Source organism: Pseudomonas sp. NY5710 (assembly GCF_013305665.1).
GTDB lineage: Bacteria > Pseudomonadota > Gammaproteobacteria > Pseudomonadales > Pseudomonadaceae > Aquipseudomonas > Aquipseudomonas juntendi.
Genome location: NZ_CP045554.1, coordinates 789,586 through 812,171 on the forward strand (window position 1 = coordinate 789,586; position 22,586 = coordinate 812,171).

At 63.2% G+C, this 22,586-nt stretch carries 18 protein-coding genes and 1 riboswitch; of the genes, 12 read left to right on the forward strand and 6 right to left on the reverse strand.

Annotation, left to right across the window (positions count from 1 at the left end):
- Positions 1–16 precede the first annotated feature (16 nt).
- The gene (locus GEV39_RS03650; protein WP_173887590.1) at positions 17–835 is read left to right on the forward strand and encodes a M48 family metallopeptidase; all 819 of its coding nucleotides are present in this window, start codon (positions 17–19) and stop codon (positions 833–835) included.
- Between the two features lie 43 nt (positions 836–878).
- Here GEV39_RS03650 and GEV39_RS03655 read toward each other — a convergent pair whose 3' ends face one another.
- The 3 genes from GEV39_RS03655 to GEV39_RS03665 form a co-directional block, all read right to left on the reverse strand.
- Entirely contained in the window at positions 879–1,463 is a 585-nt protein-coding gene (locus tag GEV39_RS03655) for a TMEM165/GDT1 family protein (RefSeq protein WP_009682938.1), read from the reverse strand.
- Between the two features lie 87 nt (positions 1,464–1,550).
- Positions 1,551–1,691, reverse strand: a riboswitch (yybP-ykoY riboswitch).
- A 38-nt stretch (positions 1,692–1,729) separates the two neighbouring features.
- Positions 1,730–2,728 carry a methyltransferase gene (locus GEV39_RS03660; RefSeq protein WP_173887591.1) on the reverse strand — a complete coding sequence of 333 codons (999 nt, stop codon included), beginning with the start codon at positions 2,726–2,728 and terminating at the stop codon, positions 1,730–1,732.
- A 54-nt stretch (positions 2,729–2,782) separates the two neighbouring features.
- Entirely contained in the window at positions 2,783–3,748 is a 966-nt protein-coding gene (locus GEV39_RS03665) for a 2-hydroxyacid dehydrogenase (RefSeq protein ID WP_173887592.1), read from the reverse strand.
- A gap of 197 nt (positions 3,749–3,945) precedes the next feature.
- Here GEV39_RS03665 and GEV39_RS03670 point away from each other — a divergent pair, with 197 nt between their 5' ends.
- The 8 genes from GEV39_RS03670 to GEV39_RS03705 all read left to right on the forward strand — a co-directional run bounded on the left by GEV39_RS03670 (position 3,946) and on the right by GEV39_RS03705 (position 16,723).
- Positions 3,946–5,628: a fatty acid--CoA ligase gene (locus GEV39_RS03670; RefSeq protein ID WP_173887593.1), complete on the forward strand. Its 1,683-nt coding sequence runs from the start codon at positions 3,946–3,948 to the stop codon at positions 5,626–5,628.
- Positions 5,629–5,961: 333 nt separating this feature from the next.
- Positions 5,962–7,848 (forward strand): DUF1302 domain-containing protein, encoded by a 1,887-nt coding sequence (locus GEV39_RS03675; protein WP_173887594.1) that lies wholly within the window; start codon positions 5,962–5,964, stop codon positions 7,846–7,848.
- Positions 7,849–7,873: 25 nt separating this feature from the next.
- The gene (locus tag GEV39_RS03680; RefSeq protein WP_173887595.1) at positions 7,874–9,238 is read left to right on the forward strand and encodes a DUF1329 domain-containing protein; all 1,365 of its coding nucleotides are present in this window, start codon (positions 7,874–7,876) and stop codon (positions 9,236–9,238) included.
- Between the two features lie 754 nt (positions 9,239–9,992).
- Positions 9,993–12,710, forward strand: coding sequence for a winged helix-turn-helix domain-containing protein (locus GEV39_RS03685; RefSeq protein ID WP_173887596.1), 2,718 nt, complete (start codon positions 9,993–9,995; stop codon positions 12,708–12,710).
- Between the two features lie 169 nt (positions 12,711–12,879).
- Positions 12,880–14,487 (forward strand): response regulator, encoded by a 1,608-nt coding sequence (locus GEV39_RS03690; protein WP_173887597.1) that lies wholly within the window; start codon positions 12,880–12,882, stop codon positions 14,485–14,487.
- Complete coding sequence (locus tag GEV39_RS03695) at positions 14,484–15,176, forward strand: sensor histidine kinase (RefSeq protein ID WP_009682688.1); 693 nt, start codon at positions 14,484–14,486, stop codon at positions 15,174–15,176. Before GEV39_RS03690 ends, GEV39_RS03695 begins: the two co-directional genes overlap by 4 nt.
- A 71-nt stretch (positions 15,177–15,247) precedes the next feature.
- Entirely contained in the window at positions 15,248–15,892 is a 645-nt protein-coding gene (locus tag GEV39_RS03700) for an MBL fold metallo-hydrolase (protein WP_173887598.1), read from the forward strand.
- A gap of 108 nt (positions 15,893–16,000) precedes the next feature.
- On the forward strand, positions 16,001–16,723 hold the full coding sequence (locus GEV39_RS03705; RefSeq protein ID WP_029887746.1) for a YiaD family glycine zipper/OmpA-like lipoprotein: 723 nt from the start codon (positions 16,001–16,003) through the stop codon (positions 16,721–16,723).
- Positions 16,724–16,757: 34 nt separating this feature from the next.
- Here the strand turns inward: GEV39_RS03705 and pta are convergent, their stop codons facing one another.
- Both pta and GEV39_RS03715 read right to left on the reverse strand, forming a co-directional pair.
- A complete protein-coding gene (gene pta / locus GEV39_RS03710) occupies positions 16,758–18,845 on the reverse strand; it encodes a phosphate acetyltransferase (protein ID WP_173887599.1) in 2,088 nt (695 codons plus the stop codon).
- Between the two features lie 31 nt (positions 18,846–18,876).
- Entirely contained in the window at positions 18,877–19,179 is a 303-nt protein-coding gene (locus GEV39_RS03715) for a DUF3565 domain-containing protein (RefSeq protein WP_173887600.1), read from the reverse strand.
- On the opposite strand from GEV39_RS03715, the gene GEV39_RS03720 reads away from it, so the two are divergent.
- The 3 genes from GEV39_RS03720 (at position 19,178) to GEV39_RS03730 (ending at position 21,303) form a co-directional block, all read left to right on the forward strand.
- Positions 19,178–19,663, forward strand: a complete 486-nt coding sequence (locus GEV39_RS03720; RefSeq protein WP_173887601.1) for an FKBP-type peptidyl-prolyl cis-trans isomerase — start codon at positions 19,178–19,180, stop codon at positions 19,661–19,663. The two genes, GEV39_RS03715 and GEV39_RS03720, sit on opposite strands and share 2 nt — an antisense overlap.
- Positions 19,664–19,807: 144 nt before the next feature.
- On the forward strand, positions 19,808–20,290 hold the full coding sequence (locus GEV39_RS03725) for a glutathione peroxidase (protein WP_110678723.1): 483 nt from the start codon (positions 19,808–19,810) through the stop codon (positions 20,288–20,290).
- 122 nt (positions 20,291–20,412) lie between these two features.
- Complete coding sequence (locus GEV39_RS03730; RefSeq protein ID WP_173887602.1) at positions 20,413–21,303, forward strand: RHS repeat-associated core domain-containing protein; 891 nt, start codon at positions 20,413–20,415, stop codon at positions 21,301–21,303.
- On the opposite strand, the gene GEV39_RS03735 is transcribed toward GEV39_RS03730, so the two are convergent.
- On the reverse strand, positions 21,295–22,500 hold the full coding sequence (locus GEV39_RS03735) for a glycosyltransferase family 4 protein (RefSeq protein WP_173887603.1): 1,206 nt from the start codon (positions 22,498–22,500) through the stop codon (positions 21,295–21,297). The genes GEV39_RS03730 and GEV39_RS03735 overlap by 9 nt on opposite strands.
- Between the last annotated feature and the right edge of the window lie 86 nt (positions 22,501–22,586).

The following is a 22,586-nucleotide window of genomic DNA, read 5'->3' on the forward strand; positions in this document are numbered from 1 at the left end:
AAAAGGGAGTGTTTTCATGCGTAAGTCTTTTGTCGCCAGCCTGTTGAGTGCTGGCATCGTGCTGGGCGGCTGCCAGGCGGTTAATACTACCAGTGGCGGTGCTGTCGGCGTCGAGCGCCAGCAGTACATGTTCAGCATGCTCTCCGCCGATGAAGTCAACCAGATGTACGCCCAGTCGTACCAGCAGACACTCGGTGAAGCCTCCAGCAAGGGTGTGCTCGACAAGTCCAGTGCCGATGCCAAGCGGGTGCAGGCAATCGCCAACCGGCTGATTGCCCAGGCCCCCAAGTTCCGCCCGGATGCCGCGCAGTGGGACTGGCAAGTCAATGTGATCAAGAGCGACGAACTGAACGCCAACTGCGGCCCTGGCGGCAAGATCATCGTGTACACCGGCCTGATCGATCAGCTCAAGCTCACCGATGCGGAAATTGCCGCCGTTGTCGGTCACGAAATCGCCCACGCCCTGCGTGAACACAGCCGCGAGGCGATGTCCAAGGCCTATGGTGTGGAAATGGCGCGCCAGGGGGCAGGTGCCATCTTTGGCCTGGGCCAGAACAGCATGGCCATGGCCGACACCGTGGTGAACTACGCCATGACCCTGCCCAACAGCCGGGCCAACGAAAACGAAGCAGACCTGATCGGCCTGGAGTTGTCGGCCCGTGCCGGCTACGACCCGAACGCCGCGATCACCTTGTGGAACAAGATGAGCAAGGCGTCCGAAGGCGCCCCGCCCGAGTTCATGAGCACTCACCCGGCATCTTCCAGCCGCATTGCATCGCTGCAGGCGGCCATTCCCAAGGTGATGCCGCTGTATCAGGCTGCGGCCAAACCATGATCGCTTGAAGCGTGGGGGCGCGCGGCGCCCCCGTGTTTTCCGCTTACCCTACCCAGCCACTGGCCTTCATCGCCGAATACACGGCCACGATCGCCAGCACGAAGAACGCCGCGGCCGCCAGGCGACGGATCAGTGTCAGCGGCAGCTTGTCGGCTGCAAAGTTGCCCGCCAGCACCACGGGTACGTTGGCAATCAGCATGCCCAGGGTGGTGCCGATAATGACCATGATCAGGTGCGGGTATTGGGCTGCCAGCATGACGGTCGCGACCTGGGTCTTGTCACCGATTTCGGCGAGGAAGAACGCAATCAGCGTGGTCAGGAATGGGCCGAAGCGGCGCGCCGGGTTCTCGTCATCGTCCATCTTGTCTGGTACCAGGGTCCAGAGCGCCGTGGCGGTGAAGCTCGCGGCCAGGATCCAGTGCAGGGCCGAATCGCTGAAGAAACTACCGACCCACGCCCCTACGGCACCGGCTGCGGCATGGTTGGCCAGGGTGGCGGCGATGATGCCGGCAATGATCGGCCATGGCTTGCGGAAGCGTGCGGCGAGAATGAGTGCGAGCAGCTGCGTCTTGTCGCCGATTTCGGCGAGCGCAACGATGGCGGTGGGGACCAACAGAGATTCCAGCATCAGGATTCCTACGGGGGCGGGTCGACACGGCTATGACACGTACAGCCTCCCCGCCCCGGGTAAGGTGTGCGTGTCATAGGTCTTGTCAAACCCCGGATCCGTCTACGCGGATCTCTCCATGCACGTGGGCATGGGGGTCGCACGCGCCATGGTCTGAGGACCAAGTATGTTGACGCGTACCGGGCGAGCGGTGGGCTCGCGGGAGACTACTCCCCTAGGACGGAGCGGATTCTGCCTTGGCAAAACGCTTTCGGCAAGCGCTGTTTTCAGCCATGCACGGCCTGGTAGATACGGAAGCCTTCCGCCTCGTCGCGTATCTGGCAGTTGCCCAGCGCCCCTTCGATCAGCGGCTGGTAGCGCAGGAAGCTATTGGCAACCAAGCGCATTTCGCCACCTTTACGCAGATGAACCGCCAATTTTCTCAACAAGTTTTCCGAGGCCTGGTAATTGGTGTGCACCCCGGTATGGAACGGCGGGTTGCTAAGAATCAGGCTCAGGTCGAGCGGTGCTGCATCAATGCCATCACCGCTGATCACCTCACCTTCCAGGCCGTTTGCAGCCAGGGTCAGACGGCTGGCCGCCACGGCGAAGGCATCCACGTCCAGCAACGTCACCCGGTTGTGCGGGTAACGGCGCTTGACCGTGGCACCCAGCACCCCGGCACCGCAACCGAAGTCCAGCATGTGGCCGCTGGGCAGATTGTCCAGGTGCTTGAGTAGCAGCGCAGTGCCGCGGTCCAGGCGGCCGTGGCTGAACACACCGGGCAGGCTGACCACTTGCAGCGGGCCGTCTTCCAGGGCCAGTTCGAAGCGCTGGGCCAGGCTCTGCAGCGGTGTCGCCAGCGGGGCCTGGTCGACCGTCACCTGCCACAACTGGCAATGCCGCGCGCTGTCGAGCTTGCGCGGCTTGCCGAACGCCTGCAACTGCTTGGCCGCGCCCTCGATGCCACCGCGTTTTTCACCGACCAGGTACAGCGCGCGACCCGCCAGGCGGGAAGCCAGGGCGTTGAGCAGGTAGGCGGCCAATTCGCGGGATTTGGGCAGGAACAGCACGGCGCTGTCGAACTCGCCCGCCGGGGGCTCTACGCCATACTGGCTGCGGCCCGCAAATCGGCCTTCGAGCGTGGCCTGGTCGCCGGCATGCCACGTCCAGGCACGGGCCTCGGGCAACTGCCCGAGCAAGCCGTCGGCGGGGGCGCCGGCGAGCAGCAGCGGGCCCCGGAACAGCTCCGCCTGGCGGAGCAATACTTCACTGCGCGGGTCCATGAACGACGCCTCCTGGAAAAAAGTGGCGCAGTGTAGCAGAGCCCGGCGCCCGGCTCAGCTGACCACGCGGCGCGGCTGCCCAGCGAAAAAGGCCTGGGCGTTCTCGCTGAGCTGGCCGACGATGCGCTGGCGCGACTCCACCGCGCCCCAGGCGCTGTGTGGGGTGATGATCAGGCGCGGGATACCGGCTTCGAGCAGCGGGTTGCCGCTGACCGGTGGCTCCACGCTCAATACGTCGGTGGCTGCGCCGCCCAGGTGGCCACTTCGCAGCGCGTCGGCCAGGGCTTGCTCATCGATCAGGCCGCCGCGCGCGGTGTTCACCACCAGCGCCCCGGGCTTGAGCAGGGCCAGTTCGCGCGCCCCCAGCATGTGCCGGGTGTGCTCGTTCAAGGGGCAGTGCAAGGTCAGCGCGTCCACCTGCGGCAACAACACGTCCAGCGGCAGCCGGTCGGCGCGCTGCGGGCGGCCGGGGATCAGCCCGCTCAGTACGCGCATCCCGAACGCTTCGGCCAGCCGCGCCACCGCGCCGCCCAGCTCACCATGGCCAAGCAGGCCAAGGGTTTTGCCCTGCAGTTCGACAATCGGGAAATCCAGCAGGCAGAACTGGCTGGCCTTGGCCCATTGCCCCTCTGCCACGGCCTGGTGGTAGTCGCACAGCCGCGTGGCCAGCGCCAGCAGCAGTGCCAGGGTGTGCTGGGCGACAGACGGCGTGCCGTAGCCCTGGCAGTTGCACACCGTGATGCCCTGGGCGCGGGCGGCGGCCAGGTCGACATTGTTGGTGCCGGTGGCGGCCACCAGAATCAGCTTCAGTTGTGGGTTGGCGGCCAGCACCGCCGCGTCGAGCACAACCTTGTTGCTTACCACTGCGACCGCGCCCTGCAGGCGCTCGGCGACCTGTTCCGGTGCGGTGGCGGCGAACAGCTCGAATTGGTCGAATTGCCGCTGCAGGGGCGACAGATCCAGGTCGCCGAGGTCCAGGGACTGGTGATCGAGAAACACGGCGCGACGCGGGCTGGGCATGAACATCTCCTGGGCAGGGGCGGGTTTGTGGTGGGCTCCCGGCGCAGTGTCTAGCTCAACCTCGCCGCCCGTCAACGCCTTGCGGCTCATACCTTGGCCAGGCAAATCATTCCTTCGGCTGATTTGGCCGTCACATTGGCGAACTACAGTAACCCCCCAGAGACTTGTCCGGCCCGCTTCCAAGAAAAGGGATACTCATGTTGCAGACCCGCATCATCAAGCCCGCCGAGGGCGCCTATGCCTATCCATTACTGATCAAGCGCCTGCTGATGTCTGGCAGCCGCTACGAAAAGACCCGCGAAATCGTCTACCGCGACCAGATGCGGCTGACTTATCCACAGCTCAACGAGCGTATCGCCCGGCTGGCCAACGTGCTGACCGAGGCCGGTGTGAAGGCCGGTGACACCGTGGCGGTCATGGACTGGGACAGCCACCGCTACCTGGAATGCATGTTTGCCATCCCGATGATCGGCGCCGTGGTGCATACCATCAACGTGCGCCTGTCACCCGAGCAGATCCTCTACACCATGAACCACGCCGAAGACCGTGTGGTGCTGGTCAACAGTGACTTCGTCGGCCTGTACCAGGCCATCGCCGGGCAGTTGACCACTGTCGACAAAACCGTGCTGCTGACCGACGGCCCGGCCCAGGCCGCCGACCTGCCCGGGCTGGTGGGCGAGTACGAGCAACTGCTTGCCGCCGCCAGCCCGTGCTACGACTTCCCCGACTTCGACGAGAACTCGGTGGCGACCACGTTCTACACCACCGGCACCACCGGCAACCCCAAGGGCGTTTACTTCACCCATCGGCAGCTGGTGCTGCACACCCTGGCCGAGGCTTCGGTCACCGGCAGTATCGACAGCGTGCGCCTGCTGGGCAGTGATGACGTCTACATGCCGATCACGCCGATGTTCCACGTGCATGCCTGGGGCATTCCGTACGCCGCTACCATGCTCGGCATGAAGCAGGTGTATCCCGGTCGCTACGAGCCCGAGATGCTGATCAGGCTGTGGCGTGAAGAGAACGTCACCTTTTCCCACTGTGTGCCGACCATCCTGCAGATGCTGCTCAACTGCCCGACTGCCCAAGGCCAGGACTTCGGCGGCTGGAAGGTCATCATCGGCGGCAGCTCCCTGAACCGTACGCTGTACCAGGCGGCACTGGCCCGCGGCATCCAGCTGACCGCAGCGTACGGCATGTCCGAGACCTGCCCGCTGATATCCGCCGCGCACCTGAACGACGAGTTGCAGGCCGGCAGTGAGGATGAGCGCGTCACCTACCGTATCAAGGCCGGGGTGCCGGTGCCGTTGGTGGAGGCGGCCATTGTCGACGGCGACGGCAACTTCCTGCCCGCCGATGGCGAAACCCAGGGCGAGCTGGTGCTGCGTGCACCGTGGCTGACCCAGGGTTACTTCAAGGAGCCGGAAAAGAGCGAAGCGCTGTGGCAGGGCGGCTGGCTGCACACCGGCGACGTCGCCACCCTCGACAACATGGGTTACATCGACATACGCGACCGTATCAAGGATGTGATCAAGACTGGGGGCGAGTGGGTGTCGTCACTCGACCTGGAAGACCTGGTCAGCCGCCACCCGGCCGTGCGTGAAGTCGCGGTGGTGGGGGTGGCCGACCCGCAGTGGGGCGAGCGCCCGTTTGCCCTGCTGGTGGTGCGCGAGGGCATGGCGATCGATGCGAAAGCGCTGAAGGACCACCTCAAGCCGTTCGTCGAGCAAGGCCATATCAACAAATGGGCGATTCCCAGCCAGATCGCCGTTGTTACTGAAATTCCCAAGACCAGTGTCGGCAAACTGGACAAGAAGCGCATTCGCCAGGACATCGTGCAGTGGCAGGCCAGCAACAGCGCCTTCCTGTCCACCCTGTGAACCCGGGGGCGGGCCGCGTGCGACAAAACGCGACCCGCGTCCTAGAGCGGCTGGCGCCTTGCCAAATGGTAAAAATGCGCCATCCTTGAGCACTGCCAGCGCGCGATCAAGGAAAAAACCCAACGAATGGGTGGCACGGAGCGCAAATCACACTTTAGAGGGATCATGCGCCTGTGCCTTGCTGGCTATAGTCGGGGCCAGGGGATTTTCAGGAATGGGGGAGGGCGCCACGCGCAAGCCGTGCCGCCGCAGGCGCAAGCCTGCAAACCGGTCACTCGGGCCGTTCTTGAAAGGACTCACTGCCATAACAATAAAGTACATGGAGTAGCGTCGATGAAATCTGCAAATCCGTTCTGGCGCCGGGCCAAGCTGCCCTTGGCCGTCAGCATTGCTTCCACGCTCGCAAGTCCTGCTTTCGCGGTCAGTTTCAACATCGGTGAAATCGAAGGCCAGTTCGACTCGTCGCTCTCCATTGGCGCCAGCTGGTCGACCGCCAACCCCAACAGGAACCTGATCGGGGTGAACAACGGCGGCAAGGGTCTGTCGCAGACCTCCGACGACGGCCACCTGAACTTCAAGAAGGGCGAAACCTTCTCCAAGATCTTCAAGGGTATCCACGACCTGGAGCTCAAGTACGGTGATACCGGCGTTTTCGTGCGCGGCAAGTACTGGTATGACTTCGAGCTCAAGGACGAAGGTCGCGAGTTCAAGGACATCAGCGATTCCAACCGCAAGGAGGGGGCCAAATCGTCCGGCGCCGAACTGCTCGACGCCTTCGTCTACCATAACTACTCGATCGGTGATCAGCCGGGCTCGGTACGCCTCGGCAAGCAGGTGGTCAGCTGGGGCGAAAGTACCTTCATCGGTGGCGGCATCAACGCGATCAACCCCATCGACGTGTCGGCGTTCCGCCGCCCGGGTGCCGAGATCAAGGAAGGCTTGATTCCGGTCAACATGTTCTACATCTCGCAGAGCCTGACCGACAACCTGTCGGCCGAGGCCTTCTATCAGCTGGAGTGGGACCAGACGGTCGTCGACAACTGCGGCACGTTCTTCTCGCAACCCGACATCATCGCCGATGGCTGTACCGACAACCTGCGTGTGCTCAACAGTAGCCGCACGGTACCGGGCGCCGCCCAGCAGTTTCTTGCCACGCGCGGCGTGAACATCAACGAAGAGGGCGTGATGGTGCGCCGTGGTGCCGACCGCGATGCGCGTGACAGCGGGCAGTTCGGTGTGGCCATGCGCTACATGTTCGAGCCGCTGGACACCGAGTTCGGTGCCTACTTCATGAACTACCACAGCCGTGCGCCAATTTTCAGCGCCACAGGGGCCGCACCTTCGGTATTTGCAGGGCTCAGCGCGCTGCCTGCGCAGCTGCGGGCGCTGGCGCCGCTGATCGTGGCCGGCAATTCCGAGTACTTCGTCGAATACCCGGAAGACATTCGCCTGTATGGTTTGAGCTTCTCCACCACATTGCCCACTGGCACCGCCTGGAGCGGCGAAATCAGCTACCGGCCCAATGCACCGGTGCAGCTCAATACCACGGACATCCTGTTTGCCGGGGTTCGCCCGATTGGTGGCGCGTTGAGCAACGCCTCGCTGCTGACAGGCACCCCTGGCCAGGACCTGCATGGCTACCGTCGCAAGGAGATCACTCAATTCCAGACGACCCTCACGCACTTCTTCGACCAGGTGATGGGCGCCAGCCGCATGACCGTGGTCGGCGAGCTGGGTGTGACCCACGTCGGTGGCCTGGAGAACGCGCACGATACCCGTTACGGCCGTGACCCGGTATTCGGCCCAGGCCCGCTGCCCGCCACCGGCGGCGCAGATACCTGCCAGGCACTCAACAGCAGCACCATCGCCGGCGCGGGTGCGGGTGCCTCCACCGCCAACCTGAACCGCAAGTGCGAGAACGACGGCTACACCACCAGCACTTCGTGGGGCTACCGCGCCCGCGTGATCTGGGATTACAACGACGTGTTCGCCGGGGTCAACCTGAAACCGAGCGTGGCCTGGTCGCACGACGTGTCCGGCTACTCGCCAGGCCCTGGCGCCAACTTCGAGGAAGGCCGCAAGGCAGTCAGCCTGGGCCTGGACGCCGAGTACCAGAACACCTACACGGCAAGCCTGTCGTACACCAACTTCTTCGACGGCAAGTACAGCACCGTGGATGACCGCGACTTCGTCGCCCTCAGCTTCGGCGTGAACTTCTAAGCCCACAGATCCAGGACAACACGACATGAACAAGACCAGAAGTCTGCTGCAAGCCGGTGTACTGGGCCTGTCCCTGCTGGCGACCAGCGTCATGGCTGCGGTATCCGCCGACGAGGCGGCCAAGCTGGGTAGCACGCTGACCCCGATGGGCGCCGAAAAGGCCGGTAACGCTGATGGTTCGATCGGCCCATGGCAGCCCCTGTCCAGAGCCGCAGGCAGCGTCGATGGCAAAGGCTTCCTGTCCGACCCGTACGGCAGTGAGAAACCACTGTTCACCATCACTGCGCAAAACGCCGAGCAGTACAAGGACAAGCTCTCGCCAGGCCAGATGGCCATGCTCAAGCGTTACCCGGACACCTACAAGATCCCCGTATTCAAGACCCACCGCGGTTCCACCGTGCCTGCCGACGTGTTCGCCGCCATCAAGGAGAACGCCACCAAGACCACCCTGGTGGAAGGCGGCAACGGCCTGAGCAACTTCCGCACCGCGATACCGTTCCCCATTCCGAAAAGCGGCCTGGAGGTGATCTGGAACCATATCACCCGCTACCGGGGTGGCAGCGTCAGCCGCCTGGTTACCCAGGCCACGCCGCAACAGAATGGCTCCTTCAACCCCGTGTACTTTTCCGACCAGTTCGTCTTCCGCGACAAGATGAAGGATTACGACCCGAACAACCCGGGCAACATCCTGTTCTACTTCAAGCAGGAAGTAACCGCCCCAGCGCGCCTGGCCGGTACCGTACTGCTGGTGCACGAAACCCTCGACCAGGTCAAGGATCCGCGCAAGGCCTGGATCTACAACGCCGGCCAGCGCCGGGTGCGCCAGGCGCCACAGGTGTCGTATGACGGCCCAGGTACCGCCGCCGATGGCCTGCGCACGTCGGACAACCTGGACATGTACAACGGCGCGCCAGACCGCTATGACTGGAAACTGGAGGGCAAGAAGGAGCTGTACATCGCCTCCAACGCCTTCAAGCTCGATGACCCGAAGCTCAAGTACACCGACATCATCAAGGCCGGGCACATCAACCAGGACCTGACCCGTTATGAGCTGCGCCGTGTCTGGCATGTGGTCGCCACGCTGAAACCGGGGCAGCGGCACATCTATGCCAAGCGTGACTTCTACATCGACGAAGACACCTGGCAGGCCGCAGTGATCGACCAGTACGATGGCCGTGGCCAGCTGTGGCGCGTGTCCGAGGCGCATGCCCAGCCTTACTACAATGTCGAGGTACCGTGGTACACCCTGGAGGCCATCTACGACCTGCAGTCTGGTCGTTACCTGGCGCTAGGTATGAAGAACGAAGAGAAGCGTGCTTATGACTTTGGCTTCAGTGCCAGCAAAGCCGACTTCCAGCCGGCGGCGCTGCGCCAGTCCGGTATTCGCTGAGCAGAACGCATTCAAGCGCCGGTTTACCGTAATGTTGTTCACTTGTGTGTGATGTCACACTGATTGGGGCTGCTGCGCAGCCCATCGCGACACAAGGCCGCTCCTACCAGGACCGTGCTGTACCTGTGGGAAATTCTGTGGTTTCTGGCAAGGGTAGCCGCAGCATCTTCAGCGCCTGTGAGATCGAGCGCCGCCCGCGCGGCGCTTCGCGGGTAAACCCGCTCCTACGTTTGTTTCGGGCCAGTATTGCCTGTGCCGGACGCGCGCGACCGCCTTGTTTTTACGACGCGATATCGTGGTGGGCGCCAAGGCGTTCGCGCGCAAATCCCACAGGCATAATTGGCCCGAAACAAACGTAGGAGCGGGTTTACCCGCGAAGCGCCGCGCGGGCGGCGCTCGGTCTCCCAGGCGCTGCATATCTTCTGACAAAAACCTGTCAGCCCTAATGCGATCCCTGTGGCTTCCCTGCGATGGGCCGCAATGCGGCCCCAGTTGCTTGAGCGAGCAGCATTACCGGTTTACCGGGGCGTTTTTATTGGCCGCTCCATGCCCTCGGCGTGCAAGCCTGAACGGGCGATAAGTCCGCTGAATACCTGCCCAAACCCGCCCCTGCCGCCGTGTCCATCAGCCATGTCGCTTTTTGTCGCAGTCTTTTCGACGGCAATTGTTTCCATCACCTTCAAATGCGTAGCGTTACCGGCTAGTCTCGCAGGCATCCATATCGCCGTAGTCTTCCAACCAGAACGAGCCGGCCATGACAGAGTTGTCCCGCACGCATGGATTCGCGACTCAGGCCTTGGGCCTGCTGGACGGGCGTTTCTTCCGGCCGCCATTGCCGGACGGGCACGTGCTGCGCCCGCGTTTGTGCCAGCGCTTGCACGCCGGCCTTGGTGGGCGCTTGCTGCTGGTCAGCGCGCCAGCCGGCTTCGGCAAGAGCTCGCTGGCCATCGAGTTCTGCGAGTCGTTGCCCGATCACTGGCGCAGCCTCTGGCTGGGCCTGAGCCAGCGCGATGCCGACCCTGGGCGCTTTCTCGAGCGGCTACTCGAAGGCCTGCAGCAGTACTGCCCGGCCTTGGGCGGCCAGGCCATGGGCCTGTTGAAAATGCGCCAGCGCCATCAGCCATTCGCCTTCGAGGAGTGGCTCGATGGCCTGCTCGACGAGCTGGCGCAGTACCTGCGTGCCGATACGCCATTGCTGCTGGTGCTCGACGACTATCACCTGGCCCAGGGGCCGGTGCTCGACCGCTGCCTGCAGTTTTTCCTCAACCACCTGCCGCCGGGCCTGGTGTTGCTGGTTACCAGCCGGCAACGGCCGGACTGGCACCTGGCACGTCTGCGCCTGTCACGGCAGTTGGTCGAGCTCAACGAACAGGAGCTGCGGCTGACCGCCGAAGAAGCGCTGGCGGTGATCGGTCGCCAGCCCAACGGCTTGCGAGGCCAGGCGCTGGACAACCTGATCCAGCGCAGCGACGGGTGGGTGGCGGGGTTGCGCTTCTGGCAACTGGCGGTCAGCGAGAGCGCCGACGAACAGGCCTTGCCGCAGGCCCTGCACGGGGGCGAGGGCCTCATCCGCGACTATCTGCTCGAAGAGGTCATCGACATGCTGCCTGCCGACGTGCAGGCCTTCCTCGATGAAACCGCCTGCCAGGAGCGCTTCTGCGCCCCGCTGTGCGATGCGCTGCGGGGGCGCGACGACAGCGCCGCGATCCTGCGCTTCTTGCAGGCACACCAGGTGTTCCTGGTACCGCTGGACGAGCATGGCCACTGGTTCCGCTACCACCACCTGTTCTCCGACCTGCTGCGCAGCCGCCAGGCCAGTGAGCCACTGGCCGACCTGCACCTGCGTGCCTGCCGCTGGTTCGAGCGCCAGGGGTTGCTGGATGAAGCCGTGGAGCAGGCCCTGCGTGCCGGCCACCTCGATGTCGCTGCCGACCTGGTACAGAGCCTGTCCGAGGAACAACTGCTGGCCGAACAAAATGTCGGCATGCTGCTGCGCTGGAAGATGGACCTGCCCGACAGCCTGCTGATCAGCACCCCGCGGCTGATCGTGCTGTACAGCTGGGCGCTGGGCCTGGCCTGCCAGCTGGATGCGGCTGAAGAACTGGCAGGCCACCTCAGCCGCTTCCTGCCTGCACCTTCGGCGACCGCGCAAAAGTCCATGCTGGCCCAGTGGTTGGCACTGAGCGGTGTCATCGCCCGTGGCCGCGGTGATCGTGAGCGCACCCTGGCCTATTGTGGCGAAGCCCTGCAGAGCCTGCCCGGCAAGCGCTATGGGCAGCGCCTGGTCTGTTTGTCGACGTTGTCCAACCTGGCGATTGCCGATGGCGACTTCTGGCGCGCCCGTGGCTGGAACCGTGAGGCGCTGGAGCTGGCCCAGCGGGTCGGCAACCCGTTGTTCGAGGCGTTGGCGCATTATGACCGGGCGCGGGTGTTGCACGCCCGTGGCGAGGTGCTGCGCGCACTGGATGAAGTGCGCCAGGGGCTGCAGCGCCTGCAAGGGCTCTCGGCGCAGCGGCTGTATGCGGTGCGCGCCCGCCTGACGCTGTATGAAGGCTACCTGCTGGTCTCGCGCCTGCAACCGGCCCAGGGCCGGGCACGCTTGCGCGCGGGGTTGGGCGAGGCACGTGCCTGCCGCGACATCAGCGTGCTTATCGGCCACTGCGTGATTGCCACCCTCGATGGGCGCGACGGGCAGTTCGCCGAGGCCTTTGCCGAACTGGCCGAGGCGGAGCGGCTGATGCATATCTGGGACGTGCCGCCGGTTTACTACCTGGCCATGATCACCCTGGTCAAATGCGAGCTGTGGCTGGCCCAGGGGCGCGTCGACCTGGCCGAGTCCTGGTTGCTGCGCCTGGGCCAGACCTATGGCGGTGAGCAGCCGGCGGCGGCGCCAGAGTTTCACCCGCTGCTGCCGGTGCATATCGCCCTGCAGCAGGCGCTGCTCGAACGGGTGCTGTCACGCCGCACAGAGGCGCTCGAGCGCCTGGCCGGGCTGGTGGAGCGCGGCCAGGCCAGCGGCGGCATGATGCTCACCGTCAGCGCGCTCAGCCAGTGGATGCTGCTGTTGCTGGACGAAGGCCGCGATGGCCAGGCCGCGCAGTTGTTGCCCGGCTTGCTGGAGGCCGCACGCGGGGGCGTGCTGCAACCGTTCCAGCCGTTGCTGCAACGGCACCCGCAGTGGCTGCAGGAGCAGTTGCTGGCCAGGGCCGGCTGCCCGGTGCAGGTCGACCTGCTGGGGCATTTGCCAGCGTTGCCAAGCGCCCCATGCGGTAGCAGCGAGGCCCTGAGCGGGCGGGAGCTGGCAGTGCTCGAACTGATCGCCCAAGGTTGCTCCAACCAGCAGATCAGCGAGCGCTTGTTCATTTCCTTGCACACGGTCAAAACCCACGCCAGCCATATCAACAGCAAGCTGGGCGTGGAGCGGCGGACCCAGGCGGTGGCCAAGGCCAAGTCACTGGGGTTGCTGGCGTAGTGCTGGCGTAGTGCTGGCGGTGCTGGCTACCGCCCGTTAAAGTAATGGCCTCGGGCCATGTTCGCGGCCGATAATGCTCGATGCTCATCTTTCCCGGCCAGCTGCCGATACAGCGATCGGTGGCATCGCCTCGCGCGATTTTTCAATCATTCCAGGGCAGGTCGTGTTGATGCTGCAGTACGGGCAAAAGAGCTTTCTGATCGTCGACGATTTCACCGACTTTCGCACGTCGACCCGTTCCATGTTGCGTGAGTTGGGTGTGCGCGACGTCGACACCGCCGACAGCGGCGAGCAGGCGCTGCGCATGTGCGCGCAGAAGCGCTATGACTTCATCCTGCAGGACTTCCACCTGGGCGATGGCAAGAAGAATGGCCAGCAGGTACTCGAAGACCTGATCATCGACAAGCACATCAGCCATGAGTGCGTGTTCATCATGGTCACCGCCGAGAGCAGCCAGGCCATCGTTCTCAGTGCCATCGAGCACGAGCCCGATGCCTACCTGACCAAGCCGTTCAACCGGGTGGGGCTGGCCCAGCGGGTCGAGAAGCTGTTCCAGCGCAAAACCCTGCTCAAGCCGATATTGCAGGCGCTGGACCGCAACCGCCCGGGCGAGGTGCTGGCGGCATGCGCCGAGCTGTGCAAAAGGGACCCGCGCCTGGCACCCCTGTGCCTGCGCTACCGGGCCGATGCCTTGCGCAACCTCAACCGCTTCGATGAGCTGGAGAAATTTCTCAAGGCCATTCTCGCCAGCCGCCCGCAACCGTGGGTATACGCGGCGTTGGGTGCCTTGATGCACAAGCGGGGCCAGAATGCCCAGGCCCAGGGCGTATACGAGCAGGCGCTCAAAGCCTTTCCGATCATGCCAGCCTTGTACGATGGCATGGCCGAAGTGCTGGTGGCCCAAGGCGAAAGCAAGCGTGCGCAGAGCCTGCTGGAGGAGGCAGTGCGCCTGTCGCCATTGTCGGTGCGGCGGCAGTCGACCCTGGGTAAGCTGGCGCTGGAAAACGAAGACTTTGAAAGCGCTTCCAAGGCCTTCCGCCATGCGGTGAATCAAGGGCAGAGTTCGCGCTACAAAGACCCGGAAAACAACCTGGGCCTGGTGCAGGCGCTGATGAACAAGAACGCAGGCTTTGGCTTGGACGCCCGTACCCGCGTCGAGATCAACACCACGCTCAGTGAAGTGGCCAAGGAAAACCCCGAAGACCAAGGCTTGCAGGTGCGTGCGCGGATGATGAAGGCCGCCAGCCTGCAGCAGGCCGGTGACCCGGAAACGGCTGCCAAGCTGACCGATCAGGCCATTCTGCGCCTGGACAAGATGAACCAGTTCTTCTCGGTCGATTCGGCCCTCACCGTTGCCGCGCAGCTGCAGGCGATGGGCCAGGAAGCCGCCGCCGTCGGCGTATTGAAAAGCTGTGTGGAAAGTTATGGCGATGACCCCAAGGTCATGGAAAAAGTGGGCAAGCTGACGGACGACCCCAGTGTGCTCAACGCCATTACCGAAGCGGTCACCCTCAATCGCCAGGGTGTGCGCAGTTACCAGGGAGGGCAGCTCGGCGAGGCGTTGCAACTGTTCCGCAAGGCGCTGGGTCTACAGCCCAGGAACATCAGCATCGCTCTGAACACCGCCCAGGCGCTGCTGCGCATTGGTGGTGAAAACCCCCAGCCCGCGATCATGCAGGAATGCCGCGACGCCTTGACCAGCGTGGCCGGTATCCCTGCCAGCGACAATCGCTATGACCGTTACCGCAAACTGCACATCCGAGTGTTCGGCGCATGAATCAAGACAATCAGGGGCTGGATTTTTCCACGGTGATCGCCTCCACCGTGCACGACCTCAAAAGCTCCCTCGCGGCGTTGATCCAGTGCCACGGCCAGTGGGTGGAGCGCCTGCCCGAGGAACTGCGCGGCGGCGCCGAGCAAGGGATCATGGAGCACGAGTTTCGTCACCTCAACGGCATGCTGGTGCAGCTGCTGGGGTTGTACAAGCTTGGTGTGAACCAGCTGCCGGTGTGCCCGGACTACCACGAACTGGACGATTTCATCGAGGCCCAGCTGGCGGCGCACGAGGAAGTGCTCAAGCACAACGATATTCTCGCCACCTGGCGCATCGACACCGATAACCCGCTGGGTTTCTTCGACCGCGAGCTGGTGGCCTCGGTGATCGCCAACGTCATCACCAATGCCACCCGCTTTGCCGGGCATGCCTTGTTGATCAGCATCGAAGAGGCCGACAACCAGCTGGCCATTTGCGTCAACGATGACGGCCCGGGTTATCCACAGCGCATGCTCGACCGCCAGGAGGAATATACCCAGGGTATCGACTCGACCAGCGGCAGCACCGGCCTGGGGCTGTACTTTGCCGCGCGCATTGCGGCGCTGCATGAAAGTGGCGGGGTGCGTGGGCGCATCGAGATCTCCAATGGCGGTGCACTGGGCGGTGGCTTGTTCAAGTTGTTTCTGCCGTAGGGATTTGGTGCACCTGCCTGCTTTTCCTGGCAGGCTTTGCGCAGAAACCCGGCTTTACCTGCGAGAACACCATGACCCAACCCCTGCCTGCGCTCATCCGCGAAACCTTCCCTGTCGGGCCTTTGCAGTGCAACTGCACGCTCATCGGCGACCCGTTGAGCAAAAAAGCCATCGTCGTCGACCCGGGCGGTGATCCAGACAAGATCCTTGCTCGCCTGCAGGCCCATGGCCTGACGCTGGTGAGCATCATCCACACCCACGCCCACTTCGATCATTTTCTTGCCTCGGGCAAGCTCAAGACGCTGACTGGCGCCACGCTGCATCTGCACAAGGCCGACCAGGCACTGTGGGACAACCTGGAGATGCAGTGCCAGATGTTCGGCGTGCCCTATACCCCGGTGCCGTCGCCTGATCGCTGGCTGGCCGATGACGAAGAACTGGCGTGCGGCTGCGGCGTGGCCTTGCACACCCCCGGGCACACGCCTGGCTCGATGAGCTTCTGGTTCGCCGACGCCAAGCTGTTGATCGCAGGTGACACCTTGTTCCGCCGGGGCATAGGCCGCACCGACTTGTGGGGTGGCGACCAGCGGGCTATCGTGCGCTCGATCAAGGAGCGGCTGTACCGGCTGGACGAGGAGGCCACCGTGGTCACCGGCCATGGGCCTGATACACGGCTGGGTGACGAGATGCGCGAAAACCCGTTCGTGCGTGCCTGACGGCACATGAAGGCGCTTTCATGGAATTTTTCGTTGCCGGTGCGTTCCAAGGCTGGCATAGATGCATTTGCGATCTGTCGCATTCATGAATTGAGTAGGAGCTTGTCCATGTTCACCATGCGTCGTCTGATTATCGTCGCAACTGCCGCTGCCCTGATGACCGGCTGTGCCAGTCAGAACCCTTACGACAACCAAGGGCAGGCGCAGGGCTCTACCGGGATGAGCAAGACTGCCAAGTACGGTGGCCTGGGTGCGCTGGCCGGTGCGATCGCCGGTGCCGCCATCGACCACAACAACCGTGGCAAGGGCGCCCTGATCGGCGCTGCCGCCGTGGGCGCTGCCGCCGCCGGTTATGGCTACTATGCCGACAAGCAGGAAGCCGAGCTGCGCGCGCAAATGGCCAACACCGGTGTGGAAGTGCAGCGCCAGGGTGACCAGATCAAGCTGATCATGCCGGGCAACATCACCTTTGCCACCGATTCGGCCAACATCGCGCCAAGCTTCTACCAGCCGCTGAACAACCTCGCCAGCTCGTTCAAGCAGTTCAACCAGAACACTATCGAAGTGGTCGGTTTCACCGACAGCACCGGCAGCCGCCAGCACAACATGGACCTGTCCCAGCGCCGGGCGCAGGCTGTCAGTACCTACCTGACTTCGCAGGGTGTGGACAGCTCGCGCCTGTCGGTACGTGGCATGGGCCCTGACCAGCCAATCGCCAGCAACGCCGATGCCAATGGCCGTGCGCAGAACCGCCGTGTCGAAGTGAACCTGAAGCCGATTCCAGGCCAGCAGTATGACCAGCAGCAGGGCCAGGTGCAGCAGTATCCCTGAATAGGCATGGGGCCGCGTTGCGGCCCCGTTTGTTTCAGCGCCCTACGCTGGCCTGAATCGCCGTCAGGGCAATGGTATGGACGATATCGTCCACCTGCGCCCCGCGTGGCAGATCGTTCACCGGCTTGCGCAGGCCCTGCAGCATTGGCCCCAGGCTGACCCCGTCGGCACTGCGCTGTACCGCCTTGTGCGTGGTGTTGCCGGTGTTCAGGTCGGGGAATACGAAGACCGTGGCGCGCCCGGCCACCTGGCTGGTGGGCGCCAAGTCCCGGGCAATTGCCGGGTTGGCTGCAGCGTCGTATTGCAGCGGCCCATCGATCAGCAAGCCTTGCGTGGCGGCCTGCGCCAGGCGGGTCGCCTCGCGCACTTTCCCCACTTCCTCATCGCTGGCCGAATCGCTCGAATAACTGATCATCGCCACCCGTGGCGCGATGCCGAAGGCTTGCGCCGATTCGGCACTTTGCCGGGCAATCTCCGCCAGTTCGGCGGCGCTTGGGTGAGGGTTCATCACGCAGTCGCCGTACACCAGTACCTGCTCGGGGAACAGCATGAAGAATACCGACGATACCAGGCTCGCCCCCGGCGCGGTCTTGATCAACTGCAGGGCAGGGCGGATGGTGTTGGCGGTGGAATGCACCAGCCCCGACACCAGGCCGTCCACCTCATCCAGGGCCAGCATCATGGTGCCGATCACCACCGGGTCTTCCAGTTGCTGCTCGGCCATTGGCGCGTTGAGGTTCTTGCTTTTGCGCAGCTCCACCATCGGTTCCACATAGCGCCCGCGAATCAGCTCCGGGTCCAGTATTTCCAGGCCTGGTGGCAGGGTGATGCCCTGCGCGCGGGCGACCGCGTCGACATCCTCGGGCTTGGCTAGCAGCACGCAGCGGGCGATGCCACGGGCCTGGCAGATGGCCGCTGCCTGCACCAGCAGCGGCTCTGCACCTTCTGGCAGAACAATGCGCTTGTTTGCCTGCTGCGCGCGCTGGATCAATTGGTAGCGGAACACCGCCGGTGACAGGCGCAGCTCGCGCGGGGTGCCACAACGTTGGTGCAGCCAGGTTGCGTCGAGGTGGCTGGCGACAAAGTCGGTGATGAACTCGGCGCGTTCGCGGTCGTCCACCGGGATTTCCCGGTTGAGCGAATTGAGCTGGTTGGCGGTGTCGTAGGAACCGGTACTGACCGACAGGATCGGCAGGCCCGCCTGCAGCGCCCCGCGGCACAGCCCGAGGATGCGAGCGTCCGGTTTGCTGTCACTGGTCAACAACAGGCCGGCCAGCGGTACGCCATTGATCGCAGCCAGGCTGACGGCCAGGATGATGTCGTCGCGGTCGCCCGGTGTGACGACCAAGGTGCCGGAGGTGAGCAGCGGCACGGTATTGGCCACGGTGCGCGCGCAGATGATGATCTTGCTCATGCGCCGTTGTTCGTAATCGCCGGCATTGAGCACCTGGGCGCCAAGCAACTCGGCCACGTCGCGGGTGCGCGGTGCGTTCAGCTCGGGCTGATAGGGGATGCAGCCCAGCAGGCGAAAGTCATTGCCGCGCAGCAGCGGCGAGTGTTCGCGCAGGCGGGTGGCGAAGTCGGCCATGCTTTCGTCGGTGCGGACCTTGTTGAGGATCACCCCCAGTACTTTCGGGTCGCGTGGGCCGCCAAACAGTTGCGCCTGCAGTTCGACCCGCCCGGACAGCTCGCTGAGCACTTCGTTTTCCGGCGCCGAGACCAGGATCACCTCGGCATCCAGGCTCTTGGCCAGGTGCAGGTTGACCCGCGCGGCATAGCTGGCGTGGCGCGTGGGCACCATGCCTTCGACCACGACCACGTCATTGCCGATGCAGGCTTGCTGGTAAAGCCGGATGATTTCTTCCAGCAGTTCGTCCAGTTGGCCATCGCCGAGCATGCGCTCGACCTGGGCCAGGCTCATGGGCACGGGGGGCTTGATGCCGTGGGTACGGGCGACCAGTTCGCTGGAGCGTTCGGGGCCGGTGTCGCCCGGGTGGGGCTGGGCGATGGGCTTGAAGAAACCCACCTTCAGCCCGGCCCGTTCCAGGGTACGCACCAGGCCCAGGCTGATCGACGTCAGGCCGACACCAAAGTCGGTCGGCGCAATGAAAAATGTCTGCATGCGTGCTTCTCGAAATAAGCGGTGCAAGAAATTAACGGCCAAGGGTAGCGCTATCGGCCCCTTGTGCGCACCAGCCACATGCGAACGGCTGGCCGATACGTTGCAGGCGCTGGGCCGGGTCGAGCACCCACGGGCGTGCCTGCCACGGCGGTTGGTGGCGCAGGTGCTGGGTGTGGCCGCAGGACAGCTCGGCTACCCAGTGGCCTTCTTCGTCCTGGTGAAAGCCGATGATCCGACTGATGGACCGTTGCTGCACGCCAGTGCGTTCGCAATCGGGCGGTGGCTTGGTTACACTGGTGCGCTCTACATTCTTTTGCAAAAGGTCTTGCCCCATGCTGATCGCCGCCAACAAGGCTGTCTCCATCGACTATACCCTGACCAACGACGCCGGGGAGACCATCGACAGCTCCGCCGGTGGCGCGCCGCTGGTTTACCTGCACGGTGCCGGCAACATCATCCCAGGCCTGGAAAAAGCCCTGGAAGGCAAGCAAGCCGGTGACGAACTGGAAGTTGCCATCGAGCCGGAAGACGCCTACGGCGAATACCTGGCCGAGCTGGTCAGCACCCTGAACCGCAGCCTGTTCGAAGGCGTCGACGAGCTGGAAGTGGGTATGCAGTTCCACGCTTCGGCGCCGGATGGCCAGATGCAGATTGTGACCATCCGCGACGTGGACGGCGACGACATCACCGTTGACGGCAACCACCCGCTGGCTGGTCAGCGTCTGAACTTCAAGGTCAAGGTCGTCAACGTGCGTGACGCCAGCGACGAAGAAATCGCTCACCGTCACATCCACGGTGAAGGTGGCCATCACCACTGATTTTCTGCGCTAAGCTCAGAAAGTCGCCAGGCGCTCGGGCAAGCCGATCTGCCTTCCTACGGGAGGTGGGCGGTTTGAACGGGCGCCTTTTTAGTGGGCGCGATTTGCCTGCGCGGCAACCCGGAAGCTGAGAGGGGGTTCATCATGAGTGCATTTCACGAGCTGAAACTGGAGGCGCTGAACGGCGGGGAACTGCCCCTCGCACCGTTCAAGGGCCAAGTGGTGCTGGTGGTCAACGTCGCTTCCAAGTGTGGTCTCACGCCGCAATACAAAGCCCTGGAAAACCTCTATCAGGTTTACAAGGACAAGGGCTTCAATGTGCTTGGCCTGCCGTGCAACCAGTTTGCCGGGCAAGAGCCGGGCAGTGAAAAGGAAATCCAGGACTTCTGCAGCCTGAACTACGGGGTGAGCTTCCCGCTGGCGGGCAAGCTGGAGGTCAACGGGGCGCAGCGCCATTCGCTGTATCGCCTGCTGGCGGGCGAGGGCGCGGAGTTCCCGGGTGATATCAGCTGGAACTTCGAGAAGTTCCTGGTCGGCAAGGATGGCCGGGTGCTGGCGCGCTTCTCGCCGCGTACGGCGCCGGATGATCCGACGGTGGTGCAGGCCATCGAGAAAGCGTTGGGATGAGTATTCGGGGCCGCTGTGCGGCCCTTTCTGTCAGTGGCAGGCCCTGACATTTTTGCCAGTTGCCGACCGAATGACGGTGTTGCCAAACTTCAACCTTGCGAAATGCAAACGAGGTTTGATCGATGGCGAGCAAGTTGTTTTATCAACACGAACGTTTGGCGCTGATACAGGACGCGCAGGTACAGCGCCGCTTGATGACTTCAGTGATACAAACCCATGCAGTGCTGGTAGAGGCAATGCAGGCGACCCCCAACGTTTTACTGGCCAGTGATGCTTTGCATTCCACTCTGCTAATTAACCCACAGCAGAAAGCCAAAACTTATTGCTATTCACCGTACGGGTATCAGCCAACTCATCCCGGGTTGCCTGCATTTACCGGCCAAGTACCTGAGCCCGTAATGGGCGGATACCTGCTGGGTAATGGCTACCGTCTATACAGTCCGCTCTTGATGCGCTTCAACTCTCCAGACAATTGGAGCCCATTCGGTGCTGCGGGCATCAATCCTTATGTTTACTGCGACAGCGATCCGGTCAACCACAGTGACCCCTCGGGTCACATAAAAATACTCAAGGCTGTGAAAAGTGCTGCGCTGAAAGCCTTCGATACGGTGGCGTATGAATATGTTAAAGCTAAGTATGGGAAAAAGATTTTCAAGAAGATAGACCAATTGAAAGCGGCCCCTTCCGCTCGGCCAAGCGCTGGCGCCAGTGTTCCGACAATCGAGCTCAGCCCGGCTGAGATGAAGATCGGTGGGCACATGCTGGCTGATGACTTCGACTATCTAAAGGATACTCAAAAAAGATCAAGCAAACACCTAAAACGCGCAGAACGAGGTAAAGAAGGTAGCACAATGATCTTCGATGAGCCCTCCAGTTATATTGCAGATAATCTTGCCATCAAAAGCGCTCAAGAATTGAATGCGATCGAGAGATTGGAAAAAGCAGCTGCCGATTTGAGAGCGTACAAAAGGGCTGTAAGTTATCAAACGCGTGTACACGCGCGTTTAGGGTGATTCAGGCTTGATCTTCATTGCCAGCGAGCCACTGTTGGGCAGGGGCGCAGCATCTTTTCTGGACGCCGCGTTCAGATACCCCTCAAACTGCTCGACAATCGCCGCCCACCCCTGGCGGCTGGCGTGTTGCCGTGCATTCAGCCGCACCCGGCGCAAGGTTTCCTCTTCCTCAAGCAACCAGCAGGCCGCATCGATGAACGCCGCTTGGTCTCCCGGCATGGCCAGCGCGCCGTTATGGCCATGGCGAATGTGCTGTGCTGCAGCGGCCTCGTCATAAGCCACTACCGCCAACCCCGAAGCCATGGCTTCGAGTACCACGTTGCCAAAGGTTTCGGTCAGGCTTGGGAGCAGGAACAGATCTGCGCTGGCATAGTGTTCAGCCAGTATCTCGCCGCGCTGGGCGCCACAGAACACCGCGTCTGGCAACTGTTGCTCAAGGGTGGCGCGCTGTGGGCCGTCACCGACAAAAACAAGGCGCAGGCACCTTTGTGGATAAGTCTTTTGCAGTGCTTCAAGGCAGGGTCGCAACAAGCCAAGGTTCTTTTCCACCGCCAAGCGGCCGACATGTAGCACGGCGATGTCGTCGGGCCCAAGCCCCCAGCCTTCGCGTAACGCCTGGCTACGCCGCGCCGGGTTGAACAGGCAGGCATCGACACCCCGGGCCAGCAGTTCCAAGCGTTTGAAACCACGGCGTTCAAGCTCCAGGCGCTGGCTGAGGCTGGGGACCAGGGTGATGGCCGTGCGCCGATGGAACCAGCGCAGGTAGTGCGTGAGCATGCGCGCCAGCAGGCCCAGCCCGTATTGGCCGGAATACTGTGGGAAGTTGGTATGGAAACCACTGACCACTGCCACCCCCAGGCGCCGCGCCGCACGTAAAGCGCTGAGCCCGAGCGGCCCTTCGGTAGCGATGTACAGCACATCCGGGCGCTGTCGGCGCCAGCGGCGCAACAGCTTGTGCATCGACACCTCGCCCCACTGCAAGCCGGGGTAGCCCGGCAAGGCCCAGCCCCGGCACAGCATCAGCTGCGGGTCGCTGTGTACCGGCCCTTCGCCGGCCTGGCGCGGGCGTACCACTTCAACTTCATGGCCACGCTGACGCAGCCCTTCGCTAAGGCGGCCAAGGGTATTGGCCACGCCGTTGATTTCGGGTGGGAAGGTTTCACTGACCAGGGTGATGCGTAGGGCGGGTGTATTCATGACAAAAAGTTTCCGCCTGCTCGGTTGCGCCAATGTGACTGCCATGTGACGTACAGATGACGCCTGACCACCGACCCACGAATATT

What these genes read in the sequence shown, in the direction of transcription:
- GEV39_RS03650 (WP_173887590.1), top strand. Translation starts at nt 17, where the DNA reads ATGCGTAAGTCTTTTGTCGCCAGCCTGTTGAGTGCTGGCATCGTGCTG.
- GEV39_RS03655 (WP_009682938.1), bottom strand. Translation starts at nt 1,463, where the DNA reads ATGCTGGAATCTCTGTTGGTCCCCACCGCCATCGTTGCGCTCGCCGAA.
- GEV39_RS03660 (WP_173887591.1), bottom strand. Translation starts at nt 2,728, where the DNA reads ATGGACCCGCGCAGTGAAGTATTGCTCCGCCAGGCGGAGCTGTTCCGG.
- GEV39_RS03665 (WP_173887592.1), bottom strand. Translation starts at nt 3,748, where the DNA reads ATGCCCAGCCCGCGTCGCGCCGTGTTTCTCGATCACCAGTCCCTGGAC.
- GEV39_RS03670 (WP_173887593.1), top strand. Translation starts at nt 3,946, where the DNA reads ATGTTGCAGACCCGCATCATCAAGCCCGCCGAGGGCGCCTATGCCTAT.
- GEV39_RS03675 (WP_173887594.1), top strand. Translation starts at nt 5,962, where the DNA reads ATGAAATCTGCAAATCCGTTCTGGCGCCGGGCCAAGCTGCCCTTGGCC.
- GEV39_RS03680 (WP_173887595.1), top strand. Translation starts at nt 7,874, where the DNA reads ATGAACAAGACCAGAAGTCTGCTGCAAGCCGGTGTACTGGGCCTGTCC.
- GEV39_RS03685 (WP_173887596.1), top strand. Translation starts at nt 9,993, where the DNA reads ATGACAGAGTTGTCCCGCACGCATGGATTCGCGACTCAGGCCTTGGGC.
- GEV39_RS03690 (WP_173887597.1), top strand. Translation starts at nt 12,880, where the DNA reads ATGCTGCAGTACGGGCAAAAGAGCTTTCTGATCGTCGACGATTTCACC.
- GEV39_RS03695 (WP_009682688.1), top strand. Translation starts at nt 14,484, where the DNA reads ATGAATCAAGACAATCAGGGGCTGGATTTTTCCACGGTGATCGCCTCC.
- GEV39_RS03700 (WP_173887598.1), top strand. Translation starts at nt 15,248, where the DNA reads ATGACCCAACCCCTGCCTGCGCTCATCCGCGAAACCTTCCCTGTCGGG.
- GEV39_RS03705 (WP_029887746.1), top strand. Translation starts at nt 16,001, where the DNA reads ATGTTCACCATGCGTCGTCTGATTATCGTCGCAACTGCCGCTGCCCTG.
- pta (WP_173887599.1), bottom strand. Translation starts at nt 18,845, where the DNA reads ATGCAGACATTTTTCATTGCGCCGACCGACTTTGGTGTCGGCCTGACG.
- GEV39_RS03720 (WP_173887601.1), top strand. Translation starts at nt 19,178, where the DNA reads ATGCTGATCGCCGCCAACAAGGCTGTCTCCATCGACTATACCCTGACC.
- GEV39_RS03715 (WP_173887600.1), bottom strand. Translation starts at nt 19,179, where the DNA reads ATGGGGCAAGACCTTTTGCAAAAGAATGTAGAGCGCACCAGTGTAACC.
- GEV39_RS03725 (WP_110678723.1), top strand. Translation starts at nt 19,808, where the DNA reads ATGAGTGCATTTCACGAGCTGAAACTGGAGGCGCTGAACGGCGGGGAA.
- GEV39_RS03730 (WP_173887602.1), top strand. Translation starts at nt 20,413, where the DNA reads ATGGCGAGCAAGTTGTTTTATCAACACGAACGTTTGGCGCTGATACAG.
- GEV39_RS03735 (WP_173887603.1), bottom strand. Translation starts at nt 22,500, where the DNA reads ATGAATACACCCGCCCTACGCATCACCCTGGTCAGTGAAACCTTCCCA.